This is a genomic window from Bradyrhizobium genomosp. I (2014) (assembly GCF_000261685.1).
Lineage (GTDB): Bacteria > Pseudomonadota > Alphaproteobacteria > Rhizobiales > Xanthobacteraceae > Bradyrhizobium.
In genome coordinates this window covers 1-25,223 of record NZ_AJQE01000194.1, presented here as the reverse complement: position 1 = coordinate 25,223, position 25,223 = coordinate 1, and the positions used below count along the sequence as shown (strand labels likewise).

Below are 25,223 nucleotides of genomic sequence, written 5' to 3'. Positions count from 1 at the left end.
GAGCGTCGTCCGGGGCGCGATCAAGGACATCGGCTATGAGCAGGAGGGCTTCCACTGGAAGACCTGCGACATCGAGATCCTGCTGCATCCGCAGTCGGCCGACATCGCCCAGGGCGTCGATGCGTTGCAGCCGGGCGAGGTCAAGGAAGAAGGCGCGGGCGACCAGGGCATCATGTTCGGTTACGCCACCAACGAGACGCCCGATCTGATGCCGGCGCCGATCTTCTACGCCCACAAGATCCTGCGCCTGATCTCCGAAGCCCGTCACTCCGGCAAGGAGAAGGTGCTCGGTCCGGATTCCAAGAGCCAGGTCACGGTGCAGTACGAGAACGGCAAGCCGGTCGGCGTGCGCGAGATCGTGGTTTCGCACCAGCATCTGATCGAGGACCTCACCTCCAAGCAGGTGCGCGACATCGTCGAGCCCTATGTGCGCGAGGCACTGCCGAAAGACTGGATCACGTCGAAGACGATCTGGCACATCAACCCGACCGGCAAGTTCTACATCGGCGGTCCCGATGGCGACTCCGGCCTGACCGGCCGCAAGATCATCGTCGACACCTATGGCGGCGCGGCGCCGCATGGCGGCGGCGCGTTCTCCGGCAAGGATCCGACCAAGGTCGATCGTTCGGCGGCCTATGCCGCGCGCTACGTCGCCAAGAACATCGTTGCCGCCGGTCTTGCCGACCGCTGCACGCTCCAGCTCGCCTACGCCATCGGCGTGGCGCGCCCGCTGTCGATCTACATCGATACCCACGGCACCGGCAAGGTGCCGGAGGAGCAGCTCGAGAAGGCGGCGGCGCAGGCGATGGATCTGACGCCACGCGGCATCCGCACCCATCTCGACCTCAACCGCCCGATCTACGCGCGCACCGCGGCCTACGGCCATTTCGGCCGCACGCCCGACAACGAGGGCGGCTTCTCCTGGGAGAAGACCGACCTCGTCGAGCAGCTCAAGCGCGCGCTCTAGTTCTCTTGCGTCATTCCGGGGCGCCGCGACAGCGGCGAACCCGGAATCTCGAACCTTACGGATTCCGGGTTCGCTCTTGTCGCGAGCGGCCCGGAATGACGAGCCAAACAGACAGGAACCCCCTATGAACGCCAAGCCCGGCTTCACCGATTACATCGTCAAGGACATTTCGCTCGCCGATTTCGGCCGCAAGGAGCTCTCGCTCGCCGAGACCGAGATGCCCGGCCTGATGGCCACCCGCGAGGAGTTCGGCCCGAAGCAGCCGCTGAAGGGCGCGCGCATCGCCGGCTCCCTGCACATGACGATCCAGACCGGCGTGCTGATCGAGACGCTGGCAGCGCTCGGCGCCGACATTCGCTGGGTCTCCTGCAACATCTATTCGACGCAGGATCATGCTGCCGCCGCGATCGCGGCCGCCGGCATTCCCGTCTTCGCCGTCAAGGGCGAGACGCTGACCGAGTACTGGGACTACACCGCAAAGCTGTTCGACTGGCACGGCGGCGGTCACCCGAACATGATCCTCGACGACGGTGGTGACGCCACCATGTACGTCCATCTCGGCCTGCGCGCCGAGAACGGCGACGCCGCCTTCCTCGACAAGCCCGGCTCCGAGGAAGAGGAAGTCTTCTTCGCACTTCTGAAGAAGCAGCTCAAGGAGAAGCCGAAGGGCTACTTCGCCGGCATCGCCAAGAGCATCAAGGGCGTTTCCGAAGAGACCACCACGGGCGTGCATCGTCTCTATGACATGCAGAAGGCGGGCACGCTGCTGTGGCCGGCCATCAACGTCAACGACAGCGTGACCAAGTCGAAGTTCGACAACCTCTATGGCTGCCGTGAATCGCTGGTCGACGGCATCCGCCGCGGCACCGACGTGATGCTGTCGGGCAAGGTGGCGATGGTCGCCGGCTTCGGCGACGTCGGCAAGGGCTCGGCGGCCTCGCTGCGCCAGGCCGGCTGCCGCGTCATGGTGTCGGAAGTCGATCCGATCTGCGCGCTGCAGGCCGCGATGGAGGGCTACGAGGTCGTGACCATGGAAGACGCCGCGCCCCGCGCCGACATCTTCGTCACCGCCACCGGCAACAAGGACATCATCACCATCGAGCACATGCGCGCGATGAAGGATCGCGCCATCGTCTGCAACATCGGTCACTTCGATAACGAGATTCAGATCGCGGCGCTCCGCAATCTGAAGTGGACCAACATCAAGCCGCAGGTCGACGAGATCGAATTCCCCGACAAGCACCGCATCATCATGCTGTCGGAAGGCCGCCTCGTGAACCTCGGCAACGCCATGGGCCATCCGTCCTTCGTGATGTCGGCATCCTTCACCAACCAGACGCTGGCGCAGATCGAGCTGTTCGCCAACAACAAGGACGGCAAGTACGAGAAGAAGGTCTACGTGCTGCCGAAGACGCTCGACGAGAAGGTCGCGCGCCTGCACCTCGCCAAGATCGGCGTCAAGCTCACCGAGCTGCGCAAGGACCAGGCCGACTATATCGGCGTGAAGCAGGAAGGTCCGTACAAGTCAGATCACTACCGCTACTGATCCACCGATCTGATCGATCACCGACGCGAAGCCCCGGAGCAGTCCGGGGCTTCGTTGTTTCGGCGCATGGAATTCGGCTCGCTTTTCAGTTGCAGAACGGCTGATTGCCGATTGACGGCCAGCGGCGGCGGGCGGACACTCGCCGGCGGCGGAGGAAACCATGCAACCAGAACATGTCGACGTGCTGATCGTCGGCGCCGGGCTATCAGGCATCGGCGCGGGCTATCATTTGCAGACGAAGTGCCCGGCCAAGAGCTACGTCATCCTCGAGGGGCGCGACTGCATCGGCGGCACCTGGGACCTGTTCCGCTATCCCGGCATCCGCTCCGACAGCGACATGTTCACGCTCGGCTACTCCTTCAAGCCGTGGACCGATCCGAAGGCGATCGCCGACGGGCCGCAGATCCTGAACTATGTGCGCGAGACCGCGTCCGAGAACGGCATCGACAGGCACATCCGCTATCGTCACCGCGTCAAGCGCGCTTCGTGGTCGACAAGTGAGGCGCGCTGGACCGTCGAGGCCGAGCGCATCGCGGGCGAGGGCGCGAGCGAGCTCGTTCGGTTCACCTGCAATTTCCTGTTCATGTGCTCGGGCTATTACAAATACGACGCGGGCTACACGCCGAAGTTCAAGGGCGTTGCGGACTACACCGGCCGCATCGTGCATCCGCAGAAATGGACCGAGGATATCGACTATGCGGGCAAGCGCGTCATCGTGATCGGATCCGGCGCGACCGCGGTGACGCTGGTGCCGGAGCTTGCCAGGAAGGCTGCGCAGGTCACCATGTTGCAGCGTTCGCCGACCTATGTCGTCTCGCGGCCGGCGCAGGATCCCGTCGCCAACAAGCTGCGCCGCAATCTGCCGGCGCGGCTCGCCTATCATTTGATCCGCTGGCGCAACGTGATGTGGGGAATGTTCTTCTTCCAGCTCAGCCGACGCAGGCCTGCGAAGGTGAAGGACCTCATCCTCAAGGGCGTGCGGATGGCGCTCGGCTCCGACTACGACGTCGCGACCCATTTCACGCCGCGCTACAATCCCTGGGACCAGCGGCTCTGCCTGGTGCCCGACGGCGACCTGTTCAAGGCGATCCGCGAGCAGCGCGCCGGCGTCGTCACCAGCGAGATCGATACGTTCACGCATGACGGCATCCGCCTCAAGGACGGCCGCGAGCTCAAAGCCGACATCGTCGTGACGGCGACCGGCCTGGTGCTGCAGGTCGTCGGCGGCCTCGAGGTCAGCGTCGACGGTCGTGCCGTCGATTTTGCCAAGACGCTGACCTACAAGGGCATGATGTATGCCGACGTGCCGAACATGGCTTCGGCGTTCGGCTACACCAATGCATCCTGGACGCTGAAATGCGATCTCACCTGCGAATATGTCTGCCGTCTCATCAACTACATGGACCGGCATAATTTCCGCCAGTGCATGCCGCACAATGACGATCCTGAAGTCGCCGCGCAGCCCTCGCTCGATTTCACCTCGGGCTACGTGCAGCGCTCGGTCGCAATGCTGCCGAAGCAGGGCTCCAAGCGGCCGTGGCGGCTGCACCAGAACTATGCGCTCGACATCGTGTCCCTGCGCTTCGGCCGGATCGACGACGGCGTGATGCAATATTCCTGATCGCGCCGCTCGCTGGCAGCTATGCCTTGCGCGTGGTGAGCGCGAACCCAAGATCGATCGCGAGCGCCAGCATCACAGCGCCGCCGCCGAGGCCGAACAGCGCCAGATAATCGCCGCCCGTCTGGGCGTAGATCCAGGAGAAGCCGTAGGCGGCGGCCGCCTGGAACAGCGCAAAGCTGGTGGTGGCATGGCTCCATATCGCGCGTTGCTGTTGGCTGGAGTGAGGCACGAGCTCATGGATGCGCCCCAGAACCAGCGGTACGATGCCGGGCGTGAAGCCGCCGACCACGACGCTCGACACGATCAGTGAGAGCGGTGCGGTGCTGACGGTCGGGAGCAGCACCGCGGCCGCCTCGATCAGGAAGGCCGCGCGGAGCGCCGGGCCGAAACCTGAGCGGTCGCCGAGATGACCGGTGACCAGCGGGCCGACGATCGCGCCGAGGCCGTACAGCACCCAATAGCGCGATCCTGCGGCAATGCCCTGGCCAAGGCCGCGCGCTACGAAGTCGACGATGAACACCATGTGCGGCACCAGCGCCACCGCATTAAGGCCATACTGGACCAGCAGCGCGCGGGCGGCCGGCGAGGCGCGATGGGGTTTGGCTTGATGCGAAGGCGCAGCATCGGCCCTGGTCTCAGCAGGCCAGTTCCACCAACCCGCGAGCGTGAGCAGGGCGGAGAGCATGCCGAGGCCATACCAGCTCTGCTGCAAACCCTGTTGCAGCAACAATGGCACCAGCGTGCCCGATGCCGCGACCCCGAGGCCGACCCCGGCGAAGATCACACCGCCGACGATGCCGCGCCGCGCGGCCGAGATATGCGGCAGAATGACGGACGCCGCCAGCACCATGATGATGCCGCCGGTGAGACCGGCGAGGAAACGCCACGCGAAAAACCAGCTGAACGACAACGGAGCCGAGCTGGCGAAGAAGGAGAGAGTGGCGAGCAGCATCATCGCCCTTAACGCGCGGACTGTGCCGATGCGGGTGGCAAGCGCTCGTGCTGCGAGTGCGCCGGCGAGATAGCCGGCGAGGTTCCCGGCGCCGAGATAGACGACGTCGGATGGGCTGAACCATTTTGCGGCGATCAAAGCCGGGATCAGGGGCGTGTAGGAGAAGCGGGCAAGGCCGAGCCCGACCAGCGATGCGGACAAACCGGCCACGGCATACCGCCAGCTTGCTCGGGAGGCCGAGCCGGGCCGCGGTTGCGGACGGGTCTCGACGTGTCGCTTCGTCTCTGCGTTGGTCATTTCATCCTCCCGCGCGCAAGGGGGCGCGGATCATCCTGTCTGGGCGGCACGGCGGCGCCTGAATTCCTGCACCGGCAGGCCGCCCCAGCCCCAATTGTCGGTGTCCACCTCCTCAATCACCACGAAGGTGGAATCGAGCGGCTTGCCGAGCACGTCGAGCAGGAGCTGGCTCGAACCCTTGATCAGCGCGGCCTTCTCCTCGGCCGTGAGCGACGCCGCGCCCGGCGTCGCTCCCTCGCGGGTCACTTGAATGGTGACGATGGGCATCGTGCGTCTCCTCGGCTCAATGGCCGGCGCTCTGGCCGCCGTCGACATGCAGGATCTCGCCGGTGACGAAGGAGGCGCTCTCGAGATAGAGCACGGCATCGACGATGTCGGACATCTCGCCCATGTGGCCCAGGGGATGCATCGCGCCGTACTGCGCATGCGTCGCCACCGCGTGCATCGGCGACTTGATGATGCCGGGCGCCACAGCATTCACGCGGATGCCGCGCCTGGCGTATTCGATCGCAAGCGACCTGGTCGCGGCGTTCAGTCCGCCCTTGCTCAGCGAAGCGAGCACCGAGGGCACGTTGGAATTGGCCTGATCGACCAGCGTGGTGGTGATCTGGACGATGTGGCCGGAGCCCTGTTTCTCCATCTCCGCGATGGCGAGCTGCGTAATGTTGAAGAAGCCCGCGACGTTCGTTCCCATCACCGCCGCATAGTCTTCGGCCGTGTATTGCGTGAACGGCTTTGCGACGAAGATGCCGGCATTGTTGACCAGCGTGTCGACGCGGCCGAAGCGGGCGATGGCTTGCGAGACGACGCGCTCGGCGGTGGCCCGGTCGACGATGTCGCCGGGTACGGCGAGGATGTCGTCGTCGCCCGACGGCTTGATGGAGCGCGCCGTCGCGACGACGCGATAATTGCGATTGCGAAAACCCTGTACCAGGGCGGCGCCGATACCCTGCGACGCGCCGGTGATGATGGCGACCTTCTGCTCGATGCCCATGATGGGCTCCTGTGGTTGGCTTGAAAACCTCGCCAGCAGCGGCTGGCTTGCGTGCTGAGGTACGCTGCGGCGGCCCCGGTGCGAATATCCGTCGTCCGGCAGACACTCTTTCGCGGCGCGAACGAATGCGGGCTCGGCGCCCGGCGGTGGTTGTCGAGGTTGCGCCGAAACGCCTAAAGCGCGATGCGATTAGGATGAATCGTCATCGCGCTGTAGGTTGTTGTTTAAGCATGATCTTTTCGGAAAACCGCTGCGCACTTTTCCGGATCATGCTTTAGCCTGCGGGCGGAAGCTCAGGGGGGCGACGGGAAGGAAATGGATCGTCTGGATGCGATGAAAGCGTTCGTTCTTGCGGTGGACGAGGGCAGCTTGGCTGCCGCAGGGCGCAAGCTCGGCCGCTCGCCGGCCGCGGTGAGCCGGGCCATCGCCTTTCTGGAGGAGCGCGTCGGCGCGGAGCTGCTGCACCGGACGACGCGCTCGATCAAGCTGAGCGAGGAGGGGGAACGCTATGCCGCGATCTGCCGCCGTGTGCTCACCGAGCTCGAGGAGGCCGATGACATCGCGGCCGGACCGCGCACGCCGCCGCGCGGCCTGCTCACGATCACCGCTCCGGTGGTGTCGGGGGAGATGGTCCTGCGGCCGATCCTCGACGCATTTCTCGACACCTATCCGACAGTGTCGGCCAAGCTCCTGCTGTTCGATCGCACGGTCAATCTGATCGAGGAGGGCGTCGACGTTGCGCTTCGCATTGGCCATCTCGCGGATTCGGCGATGATCGCCATGCGGGTCGGCGAGATCAGCCGCGTCGTCGTGGCAGCGCCGCGCTATCTGAAGCAGCATCCGCGCATCGGCGAGCCCGGCGATCTCGCCAAGCACCAGATCGTCGCCATGGCGCACCTGCCCAATTCCTGGACCTTCGCGCCGCAGGCGGGTTCATCGGTGCCGCGCTCGGTGCAGTTCACCCCGCGGCTCGTCGTCAACAGCACCTATGCGGCAGTGGCCTCTGCCGTCGCCGGGCGCGGCGTGGCGCGGATGTACTCGTACCAGGTCGCCGAGCAGGTCGCGCGCGGCGAGCTCGAGATCGTACTGGCCAACGACAAGGACCCGGAGATGCCCGCGCATTTGATCTGCCCCCAGGGCCGGCTCTCGGTGCCGAAGGTGCGGGCCTTCACCGACTTCGCGGTGCCCCGGCTGAAGAAGCAGTTTGCGTTGCTGAAGCGGAACATCAAGGCGCGCTGAGCCGGTTCGCGCCCCCCGCAATGCGTTGTTTTGCGTATACGTCGGCCCGGCTGAATCGGCGACGGTTCCAGAACGGTTAACGCCGATTTAACGGATGAGTCCTAGGCTGTCTCGGCCGGGGTTACTCGCAAGGCCGAGGTGAGCCCAATGGAAGCCCAGAAGATTGCGGTCGACGCCGTCGTCGCGCTGACCGATTGCGACCGGGATGCTGTCATCGCATTCATCCGCCGGCTGTATCTCGCCGGCGTCACCGATCCCAAGCGTTTGACATTCAAGGGTCTCCAGGCGCTGTCGCGGGCTTGATTCGGCTCGTTTCGGCCGTTTCGGCGTCGGTTCCATTCTCCTGTTCTCCCCAGTGTGACCGCAACCCGCCGGCGAATATCTTGCCGCTGGCGCCTGAGCGAGCTACACGACACCCCGGCTGGGTCACTGGGGAACGGGGATATGCTGAAACAGCTTTTTGCGCCGCAACTTGTCATTCTTTACGTGCTTGCGGCCTCGACGATCTACGTCCATTTCCGCGGCAAGCAGCGGCTGCGCTTCGCGCGCCAACTCGGCGATCACTCGACCTATCTCGCGCCGTACAACGTGCTGATGTATGCGGGCTCGGCGGTGCCGAACAAGCCGGTGATCTCGGTCGAGCAGTTTCCCGAGCTGAAGCCGCTGAGCGAGAACTGGGAAACCATCCGCGACGAGGCGGTGCGCCTGTTCGACGAAGGTTTCATCCGCGCCGCCGCCAAGAACAATGACTGGGGCTTCTACTCGTTCTTCAAGAGCGGCTGGAAGCGGTTTTATCTGAAGTGGTACGACGACTTCCTGCCGTCGGCGAACACGCTATGTCCGAAGACGGTGGAGCTGCTCAAGTCGATCCCGAGCGTGCACGGCGCGATGTTCGCGATGCTGCCGCCGGGCGGCAAGCTCGGCGCGCACCGCGATCCCTTCGCGGGCTCGCTGCGCTATCACCTCGGCCTCGTCACGCCGAATTCGAACAAGTGCCGCATCCTGGTCGACGGCGTCGAATGCGTCTGGCGCGACGGCCAGGCCTTCATGTTCGACGAGACCTTCATCCACAGCGCCGAGAATGCGACCGACGTCAACCGCATCATCCTGTTCTGCGACGTCGAGCGCCCGATGAAGTACGGCTTCATGACCGCGATCAACCGCTGGGTCAGCCATCACATCGTCAAGGCCTCTGCAACGCAGAACGTCGACGGCGAGAATGTCGGCGTGCTCAACAAGGTGTTCGGCAAGCTCTACGAGATCCATCTCGGCAGCCGCAAGGTCAAGGAGTGGAACCGCAACGTCTACTACACGCTGAAATACTCACTGACGGCTCTGATCCTCGGGCTCATCGTGATGTCGGCATTGCGGTGAATGAATGATCCGGCCAATGGCCTCGTTGCCGATTGCTGACGCGGAGACCACGCAGTTCTTCCGCAACTGGCTGGAGACCTTCGCGGGCTATGTCCGCGAGGTCGACTACGCTTCGGCGCGGCCGCTCTTCCATCCGGACGTGCTCGCCTTCGGCACCCACAACGACGTCATCCCCGGCCTCGATCAATGGGTCAAGACGCAATGGGACAACGTCTGGCCGAAGACGACCGACTTCCGCTTCGTCCTCGATCAGACTTCCGTTCTGGCATCGCCAGACGGCGTGATGGCAACCGTGATCGCGCCGTGGACGAGCACGGGCTATCATCCCGATGGCGGCGCGTTTCCGCGGCCGGGCCGGGCGACGATGGTGTTTTCCAGAAATGGCGCCGGTTGGCTGTGCGTGCATTCGCACATGTCGCTCAACCGCGGTGTGCCGCAGGCAAGCCACGCCAACCGGCCGGTGAAGGGCTGGTGAAAACAAAAAGGCCCCGGATGGTCCGGGGCCTTTTGATTGCCGGGCTTGCGCAGCCTATTCCGGCTGGCCGATGCTCACCTTCAGTGTGCCGACGCCGTCGACGCCGCATTCGAGCTTGTCGCCTGGCTGGAGCTGCGACACACCGGCCGGCGTTCCGGTCATGATGATGTCGCCGGCCGCGAGCTTCACCTGCTGCGAGAGTTGCCAGATGATCTCCGGCACGTTCCAGATCAACTCGGTAAGGTCGCCCTTCTGGGCTTCCTTGCCGTTGACCGTCAGCCAGATCTTGCCCTTGGAAGGATGGCCGATCTTCGAGGCCGGTTGCACCGCGGAGCAGGGCGCCGAATAGTCGAACGACTTGCCGATCTCCCAGGGACGCTCCTTCTTGCGCGAGGCGATCTGGAGATCGCGGCGGGTGAGGTCGATGCCGACGGCGTAGCCGTAGACGTGGTCCAGCGCCTTGTCCGCGGGGATGTTGAGGCCGCCGCTCTTCATCGCGACGATCAGCTCGACCTCGTGATGCAAATCCTTGGTCAGCGGCGGATAGGGAATGGTGGCGCCATCGGGCACCAGCATGTCGGCATGCTTGGCGAAGAAGAACGGCGGGGCGCGCTCGTCGTTGCCCATTTCGCGGATGTGCTCGAGATAGTTGCGGCCGACGCACCAGATGCGGCGCACCGGATAACGGCCGCTCTCGCCGACGACGGGAAGCGAAGCCTGGGGCGGAAGCGGGATGACGTAGGAGGCGGCGTTCATGTAAGGTCTCGCGGCTCTTGAGGTTGACGAAGAACTCTAGGCGGTTGCGCTGATCGGCGCCAGAGCGCCGGAATCGTGGTGCTGCAGGCGGAAGAACGAGGCGTAGCGGCCGCCGCGGCGGAGCAGCTCGTCGTGGCGGCCCTGCTCGACGATCTCGCCGCCCTCGACCACCAGGATGGCGTCGGCGTGCATGATGGTGTGCAGGCGGTGCGCGATCACGATGGTGGTGCGGTTCCGGCAGAGATGCTCGATCGCCTCCTGCACCTGCCGCTCGGATTCGGAATCGAGCGCTGCGGTGGCTTCGTCCAACAGGATGATCGGAGCGTTCTTGATCAGCGCACGCGCCACCGCGATGCGCTGGCGCTGGCCGCCGGACAGCTGCGTGCCGTGCTCGCCGACCGGCGTGTCGTAGCCGAGCGGGAAGCCCATGATGAAGTCGTGCGCGCAGGCGGCCTTCGCGGCGTCGACGATCTCGTCCTCGCTCGCACCCGGCCGGCCGAAGGCGATGTTGCTGCGGATGGTGTCGCGGAACAGATAGACGTCCTGGCCGACATAGGCGGTTTGCGCCCGCAGCGATTTGCGCGAGACCGCGCCGATCGACTGGCCGTCGATCACGATGTCGCCCTGCGTCACCTCGTAGAAGCGCAAGAGCAGCGCCAGCACGGTCGACTTGCCGCCGCCTGAGGGGCCGACCAGTGCGGTGACCTTGCCGGGCTCGGCCGTGAAGCTCATGCGGTTGAGGACGGTCTCGCCATTGCGATAGGAGAAGCTGACGTCGCGCAGCTCGATCCGCGCGTCGGTGAGCTTCAGCGCCGGCTTGTCGTCGTCGGAGCGCTCGCTCGCCGGGCTGTCGACGACTTCGAGCAGCATGCGGGCGCCCACCAGTTGGCTGTTGAGGTCGATGTTGAGCCGCGCCAGCCGCTTGGCCGGCTCGGTCGCCATCAGGAACGCGGTCATGAAGGAGAAGAACGCGCCGGGCGTGGCGTTGAGCGCGACCACGGCATAGCCGCCGTACATCAGGCAGCCGGCGACCGCGAAGCCGCCGAGCATTTCCATCAGCGGGTTGGAGCGGTTGGCGACGCGGGCCATCTTGTTGGCGTTGCGCTCGACGATCGCGATGTTCTCGTCGATGCGGGCCTGCATGGCCTCTTCGAGCGTGAACGCCTTGACGGTGCGGATGCCCTGCAGCGATTCCTGCATCGTCTCCATGATGTCGGCGGTGCCGGTGAACTGGTTGAAGGCGAGGCCCTTGATGCGCTTGACCAGCTTGCGCAGCACCAGCATCGCCGGCGGCACCGCGACGAGGCCGATGAACGACATCAGCGGGTCCTGCCACACCATCACGCCGATCATGGCGAGCAGCATCAACAGGTCGCGCCCGATGGCGTTGACCAGCATGTTGAGCACGTCGGTGATGGATTTCGCGCCGGCCGTCAGCCGCGCCAGGAACTCGGAGGAATGCCGCTCGGAGAAGAAGCCGACGCTCTCGCGCATCAGCTTGGCGAACAGCTGGCGCTGGTTGGTGGCGAGGATGGCGTTGCTGATCTTGGTCAGGATCACCATGTGGCCGTAGGTCGCCACGCCCTTGATGAAGAGCAACGCGACGGTCAGCCCTGAGAACATCGCGATGCCAGGGATGTTCTTGTCGACATAGGCCTGGTTGATGACCTGGCCGAGCACATAGGTCGCGCCTGCGGTCGCGCCTGCGGCGAGCGCCATCAGCGCGAAGGCGACGAGGTAGCGCCGCCAGTAGACGATGCCCTGTTCCGTGAGCAGGCGGCGAATCAGGACCGCTGCCGCATAGGGATCGTCGGTGATTTTCTTTGGAAACTGGGCCATCCGGTGTCCATTGACGGCGCGGGACAAAGCCTGCCCGCGCGTCAGGGATCGATGGGCCTCTGTGCCCGCTCAGCTACGGTTTTTCAAGCCCAATTAAGGGCTTGCGCTTGGGATGATTCTAGGCCGAGGCGGCGTGGCGGAGCTCGCCATGGCGCTCGCGGAACAGCTTGTCCTCCCAGGCCAGCGCGTGCGCGGCGATGGTCTCGAGGTCCTCGTATTGCGGCCGCCAGTCGAGCAGGCTGCGGATGCGGCTGGTGTCGGCGACCATGGTCATGATGTCGCCGGGGCGGCGCGGCGCGTATTGCACGGCGAAGCTGCGGCCCGAAACGCGGCGCACCGCATCGATGGTCTCCAGCACCGAATAGCCGCGGCCATAGCCGCAGTTGAGCGTCGTCGAGGCGCCGCCGTTGCGCAAATAGGCAAGGGCCGAGCGATGGGCCTGCGAGAGGTCCGTGACGTGGATGAAATCGCGGATGCAGCTGCCGTCCGGCGTCGGATAGTCGGTGCCGAACACGTCGATCTTGGCGCGCTGGCCGGTCGCGGCTTCCACCGCGATCTTGAGCAGATGCGTGGCGCCGACGGTGGCGAGCCCAATGCGCGCCTGCGGATCGGCGCCGGCGACGTTGAAGTAACGCAGCGTCACGTATTGCATGCCGTAGGCGGCGGCAGCGTCGTGCAGCATGATCTCGGTCATCAGCTTGGACGAGCCGTAGGGCGACAGCGGCCGCGTCGGCGCGTGCTCGGGCACCGGCACCTGGTCCGGATTGCCGTAGACGGCCGCGGTCGAGGAGAAGATGAAGCGGCCGATGCCGCGCTTGACCGCCACGTTGAGCAGGTTGCGCGCGGTCATGAAGTTGTTGCGGTAGTAGCCGAGCGGATCGCGCATCGAGTCCGGCACGACGACCGAGCCGGCGAAATGGATGATGCTCTCGATGTCGTGCTGGGCGATCACGCCTTCGAGCAGGTTTTCGTCGCCGGCATCGCCGATGAACAGCGGCACGCCTTCGGGCAGGTAGGCCGAGAAACCGGTGGAGAGATCGTCGATCACGACGACGTCCTCGCCGGCTTCCGCCAGCGCCAGGACCGTGTGACTTCCAATGTAGCCGGCTCCGCCGGTGACTAGCACAGTCATGATCTCACCCGTCTTCGATCAACGCGCAAAGCTAACGCTTGCGTGGTGAAGAGGGGGTATCGGCGCGGCTGAACTGGCCACTATGCTTAATGTTGCGTATAGGGGGCCTGTCAAACGGAGCATGACGTGGCGAATCCCCCTGATGATCTCGAAGTGATCGTGCCAAATCTGCACAGGCGCTATTCCGGGGTCACCGCCACCAATCGGATGGTGGCGCCGCGGCTGGCGAGGCTGTTTCGCGCCGCCTGGTTCGGCTCGGACGCGCCGGAGGGGATCGCGCGGCTGAGCATTGCCGATTTTCTGAAATTGTGGCGCCGCAAGCGGCCCGTGATCTGGCATGCGCGCCGCAACAACGAGATGATCGCGGGCGTCGCGTTGCGCACGCTCGGCTGGCCGCTGAAGCTCGTATTCACCTCGGCGGCGCAGCGGCATCACAGCTGGATCACGCGCTGGCTGATCCGGCGCATGGACGCGATCATCGCGACATCAGATCTCTCGGCCTCGTTTCTGAAGGTGAAGGCGACGGTGATCCCGCACGGCGTCGACACCGACGTCTACGCGCCGTCGACCGATCGCGCTGCGGCCTTTGCCGAAAGCGGCCTGCCGGGCCGCTACGCCATCGGCTGCTTCGGCCGCGTGCGCGCGCAGAAGGGCACCGATGTGTTCGTCGATGCGATGTGCCGTCTGTTGCCGCGCTATCCCGATTTCACCGCCGTCATCGTCGGTCAGGTCACGCCAGAGCACACGCCCTTTGCCAACGACCTGAAGAAGCGGATCGAAGCCGCCAATCTGCAAACGCGCATCGTCATCACCGGCGAATTGCCGATCGAAGCGGTGCAGCGCTGGTATCAGCGGCTGACGATCTACGCCTTCACCTCGCGCAACGAAGGTTTTGGCCTGACGCTGATCGAAGCGATGGCGGCCGGCAGCGCGCTCGTTGCCGCACGCGCGGGCGCGGCGGAGCTCGTGGTCGAGGATGGCGTCACCGGCGTGCTGATCCCGACGGGTGATGCCGACGCGCTCGCTGCGGCGCTGGAGCCGCTGATGCGCGACGTGGCCGCCGCCACAGTGATGGGCGAGCGCGGGCGGGCGCGGGTGCTTGAACGGTTCAGCCTCGATGCCGAGGCGGTGCGGATCGGTGAGGTCTATCGGCCGCTGCTCTGATGCGGTTTCCGGGGGCGCAAACAAAAATCGCGAAAATAACCCCATGCACAGTAGCCGGGGTCAGCAAGATCAATGGCTTGGCCGAGAGCTTGATTGATTGCGGATTTTTCGAATCGCGTTTGACTTGTCGGGCAAAACACTGGCATGATGTCACCATCGGCGCGAGCCCCGATCGCCTCACGTCATCGCCCTTGCCCCCGCCTCCATCAGCACCCTCTGCGCAATCCCTACCACCTCGCTCGCCGCGATATCCCGCATGCAGCGGTGGTCGTTCATCTTGCAGGTCGTGCGCTGGCAGGGCTGGCAGGACAGCACCTCCTTGTCCTGCACCACGGTTGCCGCAAGGCCGTTGAGGGGAGCCCAAAGATAGGGGCTGGTGGGGCCGAAGATGCCCATGGTGGGCGTGCCCAGGGCGGCTGCGATGTGCATCAGGCCCGAATCGTTGGAGATCGCAACGCCGGCCGCGGCCATGGCCAGCACGCCGTTGCGCAGATCGGTGCCGGTGAGGTCACGCACCGCCGGGCCGCCCGCGGCGACGATCTCCTGGGCGAGGCCCTTTTCGGCGGGGCCGCCGACCACCCAGACCTCCAGCCCGCGCTCGACCAGCAGGCGGGCGGCCTCGGGATAGTAGGTCCAGCGTTTCGAGACGCCGACCGAGCCTGGGGCGAGCGCCACGGCGGCGCCGGCGCTGAGGCCGTTGGCCTGCCGCCAGCGGACGATCTCCTCGGCCGGGACCCGCAGTTGCGGCACCGGCCATTCCGGCGGCAGGGGAGCACCGTCGGGCTGGGCCAGCGCGGCGTTCTTGTCGATGAAGCGGGGCAGCTTCTTCTCGCCCCAGCGCCAGCGGTTGATCAGGCCGAACCTGAACTCGCCGACGAAGCCGACCCGTTCAGGAATACCGGCCAGCGCCGGCGCGATCGCCGCCTTCCAGGTCCGGGGCAGCACCAGCGCGGTGCCGTAGTTCCGCTTCCGAAGGAGCTTTGCCAGGCCGAACTGGCGGCTAACTGCCAGCCGGCCACGCGGCATGTCCCAGACGATGCCAGCGCGTACGCCGGGCATGTAGTCGATCAGCGGGGCGCACAGCGACGTGGTCAGGAGATCGACCGGCCGGTTCGGCCAGCGCTCCTTCAGGACCCGCACCACGGTATGATTCCGCACGAAATCACCGATCCACATGTAGGGAATAATCAGGATCGGGCGCGTGTCGCTCCGGTCTGCATCTCCAACAAATTGTGAATCATTATTCATTTGTTAATAGGGCCGAAGACCTGCTGATGTTGGCGGTTCGGTAGCCGCTCCGGACCGGCAGGTAAAGCCGGCAGAAGCGCAATCCCAAAACCGCTTACACTTTGGCGGATCATGCGCTACGGCAGGACCGGGCACCAAGAAAATCGGGCAGGTAATTGGAATGTTGCTGGTGACCGGCGGGGCCGGTTTTATCGGATCGAATGTCGTGGCTGCGCTGAACGAGGCCGGCCGCAGCGACGTCGTGGTCTGCGACCTGCTCGGCACCGAGGGCAAGTGGCGCAACCTCGCCAAGCGGCAGCTTGTGGATATCGTTCCCCCGGTTGAGCTGCCCGACTGGCTGACGGGCCGCAAGTTAGAGGCCATGATCCATCTCGGGGCGATCTCCGCGACCACCGCGACCGACGGCGACCTCGTCATCGAGACCAATTTCCGCCTGTCGATGCGCCTTCTCGACTGGTGCACGATGAACGCGGTGCCGTTCATCTATGCCTCCTCGGCGGCGACCTATGGCGACGGCGAGGCCGGCTTTGGCGATGACGCCTCGCTGCCGGCGCTGAAGAAATTGCGGCCGATGAATCTCTACGGCTGGAGCAAGCACCTGTTCGATCTCGCGGTTGCTGGGCGCGTGGCGAACGGCGATCCGCTGCCGCCGCAATGCGTAGGCTTGAAGTTCTTCAACGTGTTCGGCCCCAACGAGTACCACAAGGGCTCGATGATGAGCGTGCTGGCGCGGCGGTTCGACGACGTCAAGGCGGGCCGCGTCGTGCAGCTGTTCAAGTCGCATCGCGAGGGCATTGAAGACGGCGACCAGCGCCGCGACTTCATCTATGTCGACGACGTCGTGCGCGTCATCATGTGGCTGCTGGCGACGCCATCGGTGTCCGGCCTGTTCAACGTCGGCACCGGCAAGGCGCGCAGCTTCAAGGACCTCATGCTGGCCGCCTACGCCGCGCTCGGCACCAGGCCCAACATCGAATACATCGACATGCCCGAGAGCATCCGCAACAGCTACCAGTACTTCACCCAGAGTGAGGTCGATCGCCTCTGCCGCGCCGGCTATAACGGCGGCTTCACGACGCTCGAGGACGCGGTGAAGGTCTATGTCGGGGACTATCTCGACCGGCCCGACCGCTTCCGCTGAGGCTTTTTGATCATGGCGACGCCCATTCTCGATTTCGACGCCCTCGCGCAAACGATCTCAGGCCGCACGGTGCTGTGCATCGGCGACATCATGCTGGACGAGTTCGTCTATGGCGAGGTGTCGCGGATCTCGCCGGAAGCGCCGACGCCGGTCATCGCCGCACAGCGCAGCGAGATTCACATCGGCGGCGCCGGCAACGTCGCGCGCAATGTCGCTTCGCTCGGCGCGTGCTGCATCTTCGTCGGCCTCGTCGGCGAGGACGATGCGGGCAAGCGGCTGGCATCGGCGCTGGGTGAGCAGGCCGGCATCGAAAGCGTGCTGGTGTGCGACCCCTCGCGGCCGACCACGCGAAAAGCCCGCTTCGTCTCCGAGCATTTTTCCACGCACATGCTGCGCGCGGATTGGGAGCAGGCGCTGCCCGCGTCCGATGACATCGAAACGAAATTGATCGACGCGATCCTGCCGCGGATCGCGCGCGCCGACATCGTGCTGCTGTCCGACTACGCCAAGGGCGTGCTGACCGCCCGCGTGATCCGCCACACCATCGATGCCGCGCGAAAGCTCGGCAAGCCCGTGGTCGTCGATCCCAAGAGCCTGAACTGGGCAATCTATCGCGGTGCCACGCTGCTGACGCCCAACCGCAAGGAATTTTCGGAAGCGACCCGCAGCCGTGCCGAGACGGTGCAGAGCATCGTCGAGGCCAGCGAGGACGTGATGCGGCTCGCCGATTGCGAGGCGATTCTCGTCACGCAGGGCGAGCACGGCATGACGCTGGTGCCGCGCAACGGCGCGGCCGTGCACGTTCCGGCTTTCCCGGTGAAGGTGCGCGACGTCTCCGGCGCCGGTGATACCGTCGCCGCCGCGCTCGCGGTATCGCTTGCGGCCGGTGCGGACTGGGACACGGCGCTGCGCGTGGCCAATGCCGCCGCCGCCGTCGCCGTCGGCAAGCAGGGCACCGTCAGCGTGAGCGCGGCCGAGCTGCGGCGAAAGATCCTGCCGCATGCCACTCTCGCGGCCGAGGAGAAGATCGTGCTCGATCCGGCCGCGCTCGACGCGCAGCTCGCCGAATGGAAGAGGCAAGACCAGCGCGTCGGCTTCACCAATGGCTGTTTCGACATCCTCCATCCCGGTCACGTCAAGGTGCTGACCGCGGCGCGCGCGGCCTGTGACCGCCTGATCGTGGGGCTCAACAGCGACGCCTCGGTGCGGCGGCTCAAGGGCGCCGATCGTCCGGTGCAGGACGAGCGCGCGCGTGCCGAGGTGCTCGCCGCCTTGGAGGCCGTCGATCTGGTCGTCATCTTCGCGGAGGACACGCCGATCGACCTGATCACCAGGATCAAGCCCGGCGTGCTGGTCAAGGGCGGCGACTACACGCGCGAGCAGGTCGTCGGCCACGAGGTCGTTGAGGTCGCGGGCGGAACAGTCGTGCTGGTCGACATCCTCCAGGGCTTCAGCACGACGGCGCTGGTTCATCGCGCCCGGGGAGGGGGCAAGTGACAAGCCAATCGACGGCACTTGCCCGGGAGACCCCCGGCCAGATGTTGCGGCGGCGCCTGCGCAGCCCGGCGGCTTGGCGCGAGACGGTCGACCTGTTTGCGATCCTGACCGCGGCCTCGCTGCCCTGGTCGACGTCGCTTGCGGGGATCTTCAACGCGCTGATGCTGCTCTGCATGGTGCCGTTCCTCGACCTCCGCTCCTTCCTGCAATCGCTGAAGCGTCCGATCTGTGCGGCGCCGATCGCGCTGGTCGTTCTCGCGCTGGTCGGGACGCTGTGGTCGGATGCGGCCTGGGGCGCGCGCTTCTATGCGATCAATCCGACCGTCAAGCTGCTCGTGCTGCCGGTCCTGCTCTATCATTTCGAGCGCTCGCCGCGCGGGCACTGGGTGTTCATCGCCTTTCTGGTGTCCTGCGCGCTGTTGTCGGTGATGTCGTGGCTGGTCGCCTTCTATCCCAATCTTGCGCTCAAGACCGATCCGGCCGAGCGCGGCATCTTCGTCAAGAACTACATCGACCAGAGCCAGGAGTTCGCACTCTGCGCGGTCGCGCTCGCCTATCCGATCGTGATGCTGCTGCGCGAGAAGCGGTACTGGCTCGCCGCCCTGCTCACGGCGCTCGCGCTCAGCTTCTTCGTCAACATGGTCTTCGTGGTGGTGTCGCGCACGGCGCTCGTTACCATTCCGATCATGTTCGGCGTGTTCGCGTTGCTTCACCTGAGAGGGCGCAGCATTGCGATCATCTCCGCCGCCCTGCTCGCCGGAGCCGTTCTTGCCTGGCAGGCCTCGTCGCATCTGCGGCAGACCGCGGAGAGGTTTGCCGGGGACTACAGGGGCTATGTGGAGCGGGGCGAGCCGACCTCGATGGGACTGCGGCTCGAATTCTGGCGGAAATCGCTCGGCTTCTTCGCGGAGGCGCCGATCATGGGCCACGGCACCGGCTCGACGCGCGGATTGTTCGAGCGGGTCGCGACGCCCAGTGGTCATTACCAGGCGTCCGCCGAAGTGATCGGCAATCCGCATAACCAGACGCTGAACGTCGCCGTGCAATGGGGCGTCATCGGCATCGCCATTCTCTACGCGATCTGGATCCTGCATCTGCTGTTGTTTCGCGGCGAGGGGCTTGCCGACTGGATCGGGCTCCTTGTGGTGGTGCAGAACGTCTTCACGTCGCTGTTCAACTCGCATCTGTTCGACTTCCACGAGGGCTGGATGTACGTCATCGGCGTCGGCGTTGCCGGCGGCATGGTGATCCGGGCACGACAGGGCGGGGCGAAGCCGGACGAGGCGGGTTCCTGAACGGCGCCGGCGGCCGCAGGGCTCGACCGGGAACGTCATCTCGCAAGCCTTCGCTGGCATGTCCCGGCGAGATGGGCTATCAGCGCGGTCGGGTTGCATCTAACAGGGTTTTCATCGGTCGGCGGATGACGCGTCTTTCGCATCTCACCTCGCGCAATTTCCTGATCGCGCTCCACGACCTGATGGCGACCACGGCGGCGCTCTTTGCCGCCTTCTATCTGCGATTCGAGGGCGGCGAGGGCTTCTTCGAACGCTTGCCGCTGCTGTTCCAGATCCTGCCGTATTTTCTTGCCTTCAGCGTGGTCGTGTTCTTCGTCTTGAACCTGACCACGACGAAATGGCGGTTCATCTCACTGCCGGACGCGCTGAACATCATTCGCGCGGCGACCGTGCTGACGGTTGCGCTGCTCGTGCTCGACTACGTCTTCGTCGCGCCCAACGTCCGTGGCGCCTTCTTCCTCGGCAAGGTGACGATCGTCCTCTACTGGTTCCTGGAGATCTTCTTTCTCAGCGCGCTGCGCATGGCTTATCGCTATTTCCGCTATACGCGGGTGCGGCGTCATGCGAGGACCGATGACGCCGCGCCGACGCTGCTGATCGGCCGCGCCGCGGATGCTGAGGTGCTGCTGCGTGGAATCGAGAGCGGGGCGATCAAGCGGATTTGGCCAGTCGGCGTATTGTCGCCGTCGCTGGCGGATCGGGGCCAGATCATCCGCAACCTGCCGGTGCTGGGCGGCATCGACGATGTCGAGGACATCATCGCGGACTTCGCCAAGCGCAACAAGCCGATAGCCCGCCTCGTGATGACGCCATCGGCGTTCGAGCCGGAGGCGCATCCGGAATCGATCCTGATGCGGGCGCGCAAATTGGGCGTGATCGTCAACCGCATGCCCTCGCTCGAGAGCGGCGACACGCCGCGGCTCACGGCTGTCGCGGTCGAAGACCTCCTGCTGCGGCCGAGCGAGAAGATCGACCATGTACGCCTCGAAACCCTGATCAGGGGCAAGGCGGTGATCGTCACCGGCGGCGGCGGCTCGATCGGCTCCGAGATCTGCGAGCGCGTCGTCGCTTTCGGCGCCGCGCGGGTGTTGATCGTAGAGAATTCCGAACCGGCGCTCTACGCGGTCACGGAAGCGCTCGCTGCGCATGGCACGGCGGCTCAGATCGAAGGGCGGATCGCCGACATTCGCGACCGCGAGCGCATCGCGCGTCTGATGGCCGAGTTCAAGCCGGACATCGTGTTCCATGCCGCGGCGCTCAAGCACGTGCCGATCCTCGAGCGCGACTGGAGCGAGGGCGTCAAGACCAACATCTTCGGTTCGATCAACGTGGCCGACGCAGCCCTTGCCGCCGGCGCGGAAGCCATGGTGATGATCTCGACCGACAAGGCGATCGAGCCGGTGTCGATGCTCGGCCTGACCAAGCGTTTCGCCGAGATGTACTGCCAGGCGCTCGACCGTGATCTTGCGGCGGCGAGCAGCGGCGCCAAGCCGCCGATGCGGCTGATCTCGGTCCGGTTCGGCAATGTTCTGGCCTCGAACGGCTCGGTGGTGCCGAAGTTCAAGGCCCAGATCGAGGCCGGCGGCCCCGTGACCGTGACGCATCCCGACATGGTCCGCTATTTCATGACCATCCGCGAAGCCTGCGATCTCGTCATCACGGCGGCAACGCACGCGCTCGGAGCGCAGCATTCGGACGTCTCGGTCTACGTGCTCAACATGGGCCAGCCGGTGAAGATCGTCGATCTCGCCGAACGCATGATCCGGCTCTCCGGGCTTCAGCCGGGCTACGACATCGAGATCGTGTTCACGGGCATGCGGCCGGGCGAGCGCCTGCACGAGATCCTGTTTGCCTCCGAAGAGCCGACCCGCGAGATCGGCGTTGCCGGCATCATGGCGGCGCAGCCCAACGAGCCGCCGATGCAGACGCTGCGCAAATGGATCGCGGCGCTCGAGCAGGCGATCGCGCGCGACGATCGCGCCACCATCAGGACCATCCTGAAGGATGCGGTGCCCGAATTCGGATCGACCGCGGCCTGACCATGCAGCCTCGAGGCAAGATCGTCGTCGCCTGTGCCGCTTCGTCCGACTTGTTGCGCAACGCTGCTCCGACGGGGCGACGATGAGCGAGACAAGGCCGGTCGCGCTGGTGACGGGGGCGAGCGGCTTCCTTGGCCGCCATATCGTGCCTGCGCTGACGCGGCAGGGCTGGTCGGTCCGCCGTGCGGTCCGCAGCCCGGACGGGACCGACGGCGAGGTCGTGATCAAGCCGATCGGCCCCGACACCGACTGGCAGGCCGCGCTCGATGGCGTCGACGCCGTCGTCCATCTCGCCGCGCGGGTGCACTACAAGAACGAGGAGCACGCGGTCGAGCTCTACCGCGACGTCAATGTCGACGGCACGCTGCATCTGGCGCGCTCCGCGGCGATGGCCGGCGTGCGCCAGTTCATCTTCATAAGCACCGTTCTCGTTCACGGCCGCAGCAATGACGGCCGTCCGCCGTTCAGCGAGAGCGATGTCCCGACGCCGCGCGGTGTCTACGGCACGTCCAAGGCCGAGGCCGAGGCGGGCCTGAGGGCGCTGGCGCGCGACAGCGACATGAAAATCTCGGTGATCAGGCCGCCGCTGATCTATGGCGCGGGCGCCAAGGGCAATTTCGCGCTGCTGACGCGCGCGGTGAGGCGGGGATTGCCGCTGCCCTTTGCGGCAATCCGCAATCGTCGCAACTTTCTTTCCGTGCAGAACCTGTCGTCGTTCATCCTGCACCGGCTCGGCCATCCCGACCCCGCGAGCAATTTCGAGATCTTCCTGCTCGCCGACCGGGAGCGGGTCTCGACGCCCGAATTCATCGCGTGCCTGGCGAGAGCCTCGGGCAGGACTGCCCGGCTGTTCGGCATGCCGCCAAACCTGCTCAGCGCGGCCCTTCGCGTGATGGGCCGTCGGGATATGCATGATGGCCTGATCGGCTCGCTCGAGCTCGACATCTCGAAGGCGATCGCAACCGGCTGGCAGCCGCAGGTCACCCTCGAGGAGGGCTTGCGCCTGGCGGTGTCGGATCAGGAGCCCTGAGGCCGGGAGAAGCGGCGCAGCACGAATCCGACCGCGAGCGCGCCGGCGACGAGCGCGAGCGTGATGATCGCCGGGGCTGCGGCGCGGATGGTGAGGATGGCGAGCCCGGCGAGCACGAGGTTGAGCAGGAAGACCTCGCCGATCACCTGCGGCACCGTGAACCCATTGTCGGTGGCGCGCTGGTAGAAATGCGTGCGGTGCGCCGACCAGAACGGTTCGCGCCTGATGATGCGCCGAAACAGCGTGATGGTGGAATCCGCAAGATAATAGGCGGGCAACAGCAGCGCCGCGGCCGGATGTCCCCGAAAGGCGAGCTCCAGCAGGCACCAGCCGAGCAGGAGGCCGATCGGCAGGCTGCCGACATCGCCCAGGAAGACTCTTGCGACGGGACGGTTGAACGGCGCAAAGCCGAGCATGGCTCCGCACAGCGCGGTGGCGATCAGCACGGCCGGCCATGAGAGATCCCCGAGCATTCCCAGCAGCAGCAGCGCAGAGGTGACCGGCGCGACTTCCGCCACCGTCATCAGGTCGAGCCCATCCATGAAGTTGACGAGGTTCACGAACCAGACCCCGGCAAGGACGATGAGGCCGCGCTCCAGAGCAAGCGGCAGCGCCGGCACGATGCGCGCGGTCTCGGGCGAAGTGAACACGACGGCGCCGACGCAGGCCGCCTGCAGCACCAGCCGCACGATCACCGGCAGCGACTTGATGTCGTCGGCAAAGCCGACCAGCGCGATCAGCACCGTCGCGCCGATCAGCACCGGCGGAATCGCGACGTTCGCCCAGGCGGCCCACAGCGAGGCGACCAGGAGCGTTGCTGCGATCACCGCGATGCCCGCGCCCTGCGGGGTCGGAATGCGATGCGAGGAGCGCGCGTTCGGCCGCGCCAGTGCGTAGCGCTGCAGCAGGGGACGGCCGGTCCAGGTGACGAGCGCCGAGATCAGCGCGGCGATAGCGACGGCAAGCAGCGAAGGCGCGGCGGCGAGGGCGTCGGTGGCAGGGCTCACTCCGGCACTCCGATCGGGGCCGACCCTTGCGCTGCTTTCTCCGCGCTGAGGATCCAGACCAGGCCGCCGACCGCACCGACAATGAAGTACACGGCGCCGAACAGCAGCGAGACGTTGACGCCCTCGCTGGCGGCAAGTCCCGCGAAGCCGAATGCAAGGCTCATCGTGGCTTCACGTACGCCCCAGCCGGCGATCGAGATCGGCATCATCGTGATCAGCATCACCGGCGGCACCAGCAGAAAGACGTCGCTGAAGCGAACCGGGGCCGCAATCGACTGAACGACGCACCAGGCGATGACGACGGCCAGCACGTGAACGAGGACCGACAGGATTGCGATGACCGGCCCGCGGGTGCGGCTGAAGATCACGCGATTGGCGATGACGGCGCAGGCGTGAATGTGATGCGTCGCCCACCAGGTCTTCAGCCAGGGCCATTTCAGTGCGCCGAAAATCAGAAAGCCGATGCCGCCGGCGAGCGCCAGGAGGTCGAGGAGCAGCAGGGCCGAGCGCCCGTGCGGATCGGTGATGAGGGTGTAGCTCCAGGGCAGGCTGGCGACGATCAGGACCGCGAGCGCGATCAAGCCGATCGCGCGGTCGACGAAGATCGAGTAGGTCGCCGCGCGCCACCCGGCGCCGGCGCGCGCGACCAGCCACAGCCGGACCGCATCGCCGCCGATCGCCGACGGCAGGGTCTGGTTGAAGAACGATCCGATCACGTTGTAGCGCATGGCGCGGCCGAGCTCGAGCGGCGCACCGCAGACGGCGCTGATCTCGCGCCAGCGCAGCACGCCAACGAAGATCTGCAGGAACGTGACCGCGATCGCCACGCCGATCCAGAACAGGCTGGTCACGGTGAAGCGCGAAAACAGTTCGGACAGGTCGACCTTGCGCAGCGCCAGATAGAGCAGCGCCGCGGAAATCAGGATCTTGGCCGTCGACAGCAGGATTCGGCGCATCTCGTCCGCATGAACAGGGTTTGCGAAGATTTGAGGCAACCCGACGCGAGGCGCCGAATTCGGCCGCTTTGGTATGGTCTTGGCGCCGATCTTGCAATAGGCGTCGTCGGGGGCGCTGGCAGAGCCCTCATGAGCAGCAGCGAGCCTATTGCGACCCCATCAGGCCGGCGGCTAAACAGGATCCGGCTAAAGCGCGATGCAATCAGGATGAATCGTCATCGCGCTTTAGGTTGTTGTTTAAGCATGATCTTTTCGGAAAACCGCTGCGCACTTTTCCGGATCATGCTTTAGGGATCCCCAGGGAACAGGATGATGGATCAGGCGATTTTGGTCACGGGTGCCGCCGGCTTCATCGGCTGCCACGTCGCCAGGCAGCTCCTGGGCGAAGGCCGTCCCGTCGTCGGGCTTGACAATCTCAACAGCTATTACGATCCGGCGCTGAAGCGAGCGCGCCTTGCGCTGCTGAAGAGCGACTCCCGCTTCTCCTTCGTCGAGGCCGACCTCGCCGACCGCGAGACGATGGCGAGGCTGTTTGCGCAACATCGTTTTGCCAAAGTCGTGCATCTCGCGGCGCAGGCCGGCGTGCGCCACTCGATCGAGCAGCCGCACGCCTACGCCGATTCCAATCTCCAGGGCTTTCTCAACGTGCTCGAG

Annotated in this window: 23 protein-coding genes; 14 read left to right on the top strand and 9 right to left on the bottom strand. The window is 65.5% G+C overall.

Going from position 1 to position 25,223, the window contains the following annotated elements; all coding sequences use genetic code 11:
- The 3 genes from metK to IC50_RS18780 form a co-directional block, all read left to right on the top strand.
- Positions 1-967, top strand: a 967-nt coding sequence (gene metK / locus IC50_RS18790; RefSeq protein ID WP_035707999.1) for a methionine adenosyltransferase, incomplete at its 5' end; no start/stop codon positions are given.
- Between the two features lie 124 nt (positions 968-1,091).
- Positions 1,092-2,513, top strand: a complete 1,422-nt coding sequence (ahcY, locus tag IC50_RS18785; RefSeq protein WP_035707996.1) for an adenosylhomocysteinase — start codon at positions 1,092-1,094, stop codon at positions 2,511-2,513.
- A 160-nt stretch (positions 2,514-2,673) separates the two neighbouring features.
- On the top strand, positions 2,674-4,134 hold the full coding sequence (locus IC50_RS18780; RefSeq protein WP_035707993.1) for a flavin-containing monooxygenase: 1,461 nt from the start codon (positions 2,674-2,676) through the stop codon (positions 4,132-4,134).
- 19 nt (positions 4,135-4,153) lie between these two features.
- On the opposite strand, the gene IC50_RS18775 is transcribed toward IC50_RS18780, so the two are convergent.
- The 3 genes from IC50_RS18775 to IC50_RS18765 are packed head-to-tail and all read right to left on the bottom strand — an operon-like array spanning position 4,154 to position 6,377.
- On the bottom strand, positions 4,154-5,383 hold the full coding sequence (locus IC50_RS18775) for a YbfB/YjiJ family MFS transporter (protein ID WP_035707990.1): 1,230 nt from the start codon (positions 5,381-5,383) through the stop codon (positions 4,154-4,156).
- Between the two features lie 30 nt (positions 5,384-5,413).
- Entirely contained in the window at positions 5,414-5,650 is a 237-nt protein-coding gene (locus IC50_RS18770) for a tautomerase family protein (protein WP_193374135.1), read from the bottom strand.
- Between the two features lie 16 nt (positions 5,651-5,666).
- Positions 5,667-6,377 carry an SDR family NAD(P)-dependent oxidoreductase gene (locus IC50_RS18765; protein ID WP_035707983.1) on the bottom strand — a complete coding sequence of 237 codons (711 nt, stop codon included), beginning with the start codon at positions 6,375-6,377 and terminating at the stop codon, positions 5,667-5,669.
- A 315-nt stretch (positions 6,378-6,692) separates the two neighbouring features.
- Here IC50_RS18765 and IC50_RS18760 point away from each other — a divergent pair, with 315 nt between their 5' ends.
- The 4 genes from IC50_RS18760 (at position 6,693) to IC50_RS18750 (ending at position 9,465) form a co-directional block, all read left to right on the top strand.
- On the top strand, positions 6,693-7,616 hold the full coding sequence (locus IC50_RS18760) for a LysR family transcriptional regulator (protein WP_035707981.1): 924 nt from the start codon (positions 6,693-6,695) through the stop codon (positions 7,614-7,616).
- Between the two features lie 147 nt (positions 7,617-7,763).
- Entirely contained in the window at positions 7,764-7,919 is a 156-nt protein-coding gene (locus IC50_RS42510; RefSeq protein ID WP_014493894.1) for a hypothetical protein, read from the top strand.
- A 141-nt stretch (positions 7,920-8,060) separates the two neighbouring features.
- Positions 8,061-8,990 carry an aspartyl/asparaginyl beta-hydroxylase domain-containing protein gene (locus IC50_RS18755; protein ID WP_035707979.1) on the top strand — a complete coding sequence of 310 codons (930 nt, stop codon included), beginning with the start codon at positions 8,061-8,063 and terminating at the stop codon, positions 8,988-8,990.
- A gap of 16 nt (positions 8,991-9,006) precedes the next feature.
- Entirely contained in the window at positions 9,007-9,465 is a 459-nt protein-coding gene (locus tag IC50_RS18750) for a YybH family protein (RefSeq protein ID WP_035707976.1), read from the top strand.
- A 54-nt stretch (positions 9,466-9,519) separates the two neighbouring features.
- On the opposite strand, the gene IC50_RS18745 is transcribed toward IC50_RS18750, so the two are convergent.
- From IC50_RS18745 to galE, 3 genes are all read right to left on the bottom strand, one after another.
- Complete coding sequence (locus tag IC50_RS18745) at positions 9,520-10,221, bottom strand: fumarylacetoacetate hydrolase family protein (RefSeq protein ID WP_028179464.1); 702 nt, start codon at positions 10,219-10,221, stop codon at positions 9,520-9,522.
- A 36-nt stretch (positions 10,222-10,257) separates the two neighbouring features.
- Positions 10,258-12,060: an ABC transporter ATP-binding protein gene (locus tag IC50_RS18740; RefSeq protein WP_035707974.1), complete on the bottom strand. Its 1,803-nt coding sequence runs from the start codon at positions 12,058-12,060 to the stop codon at positions 10,258-10,260.
- A gap of 118 nt (positions 12,061-12,178) precedes the next feature.
- Positions 12,179-13,192 (bottom strand): UDP-glucose 4-epimerase GalE, encoded by a 1,014-nt coding sequence (galE, locus tag IC50_RS18735; RefSeq protein ID WP_035707971.1) that lies wholly within the window; start codon positions 13,190-13,192, stop codon positions 12,179-12,181.
- Positions 13,193-13,318: 126 nt separating this feature from the next.
- Between galE and IC50_RS18730 the strand changes: the two genes are divergently transcribed.
- Entirely contained in the window at positions 13,319-14,356 is a 1,038-nt protein-coding gene (locus IC50_RS18730; protein ID WP_035707968.1) for a glycosyltransferase family 4 protein, read from the top strand.
- A 177-nt stretch (positions 14,357-14,533) separates the two neighbouring features.
- Here the strand turns inward: IC50_RS18730 and waaF are convergent, their stop codons facing one another.
- Entirely contained in the window at positions 14,534-15,604 is a 1,071-nt protein-coding gene (gene waaF, locus IC50_RS18725) for a lipopolysaccharide heptosyltransferase II (protein ID WP_035707965.1), read from the bottom strand.
- Between the two features lie 160 nt (positions 15,605-15,764).
- On the opposite strand from waaF, the gene rfaD reads away from it, so the two are divergent.
- From rfaD to IC50_RS18700, 5 genes are all read left to right on the top strand, one after another.
- Positions 15,765-16,745: an ADP-glyceromanno-heptose 6-epimerase gene (rfaD, locus tag IC50_RS18720; RefSeq protein ID WP_035707962.1), complete on the top strand. Its 981-nt coding sequence runs from the start codon at positions 15,765-15,767 to the stop codon at positions 16,743-16,745.
- Positions 16,746-16,757: 12 nt separating this feature from the next.
- Positions 16,758-18,242: a D-glycero-beta-D-manno-heptose-7-phosphate kinase gene (gene rfaE1, locus IC50_RS18715; RefSeq protein WP_035707959.1), complete on the top strand. Its 1,485-nt coding sequence runs from the start codon at positions 16,758-16,760 to the stop codon at positions 18,240-18,242.
- A gap of 41 nt (positions 18,243-18,283) precedes the next feature.
- Positions 18,284-19,537 carry an O-antigen ligase family protein gene (locus tag IC50_RS18710; protein WP_050991031.1) on the top strand — a complete coding sequence of 418 codons (1,254 nt, stop codon included), beginning with the start codon at positions 18,284-18,286 and terminating at the stop codon, positions 19,535-19,537.
- Between the two features lie 125 nt (positions 19,538-19,662).
- A complete protein-coding gene (locus IC50_RS18705; protein ID WP_035707952.1) occupies positions 19,663-21,576 on the top strand; it encodes an SDR family NAD(P)-dependent oxidoreductase in 1,914 nt (637 codons plus the stop codon).
- 82 nt (positions 21,577-21,658) lie between these two features.
- Complete coding sequence (locus IC50_RS18700) at positions 21,659-22,606, top strand: NAD-dependent epimerase/dehydratase family protein (RefSeq protein WP_035707950.1); 948 nt, start codon at positions 21,659-21,661, stop codon at positions 22,604-22,606.
- Here the strand turns inward: IC50_RS18700 and IC50_RS18695 are convergent.
- Together IC50_RS18695 and IC50_RS18690 are read right to left on the bottom strand one after the other, a co-directional pair.
- Positions 22,594-23,613 carry an MraY family glycosyltransferase gene (locus tag IC50_RS18695; protein ID WP_035707947.1) on the bottom strand — a complete coding sequence of 340 codons (1,020 nt, stop codon included), beginning with the start codon at positions 23,611-23,613 and terminating at the stop codon, positions 22,594-22,596. The genes IC50_RS18700 and IC50_RS18695 overlap by 13 nt on opposite strands.
- Positions 23,610-24,569: a lysylphosphatidylglycerol synthase transmembrane domain-containing protein gene (locus tag IC50_RS18690; protein WP_035707945.1), complete on the bottom strand. Its 960-nt coding sequence runs from the start codon at positions 24,567-24,569 to the stop codon at positions 23,610-23,612. The genes IC50_RS18695 and IC50_RS18690 overlap by 4 nt, the downstream gene beginning before the upstream one ends.
- Before the next feature lie 309 nt (positions 24,570-24,878).
- Between IC50_RS18690 and IC50_RS18685 the strand changes: the two genes are divergently transcribed.
- Positions 24,879-25,223, top strand: a 345-nt coding sequence (locus IC50_RS18685; RefSeq protein WP_035707943.1) for an SDR family NAD(P)-dependent oxidoreductase, incomplete at its 3' end; no start/stop codon positions are given.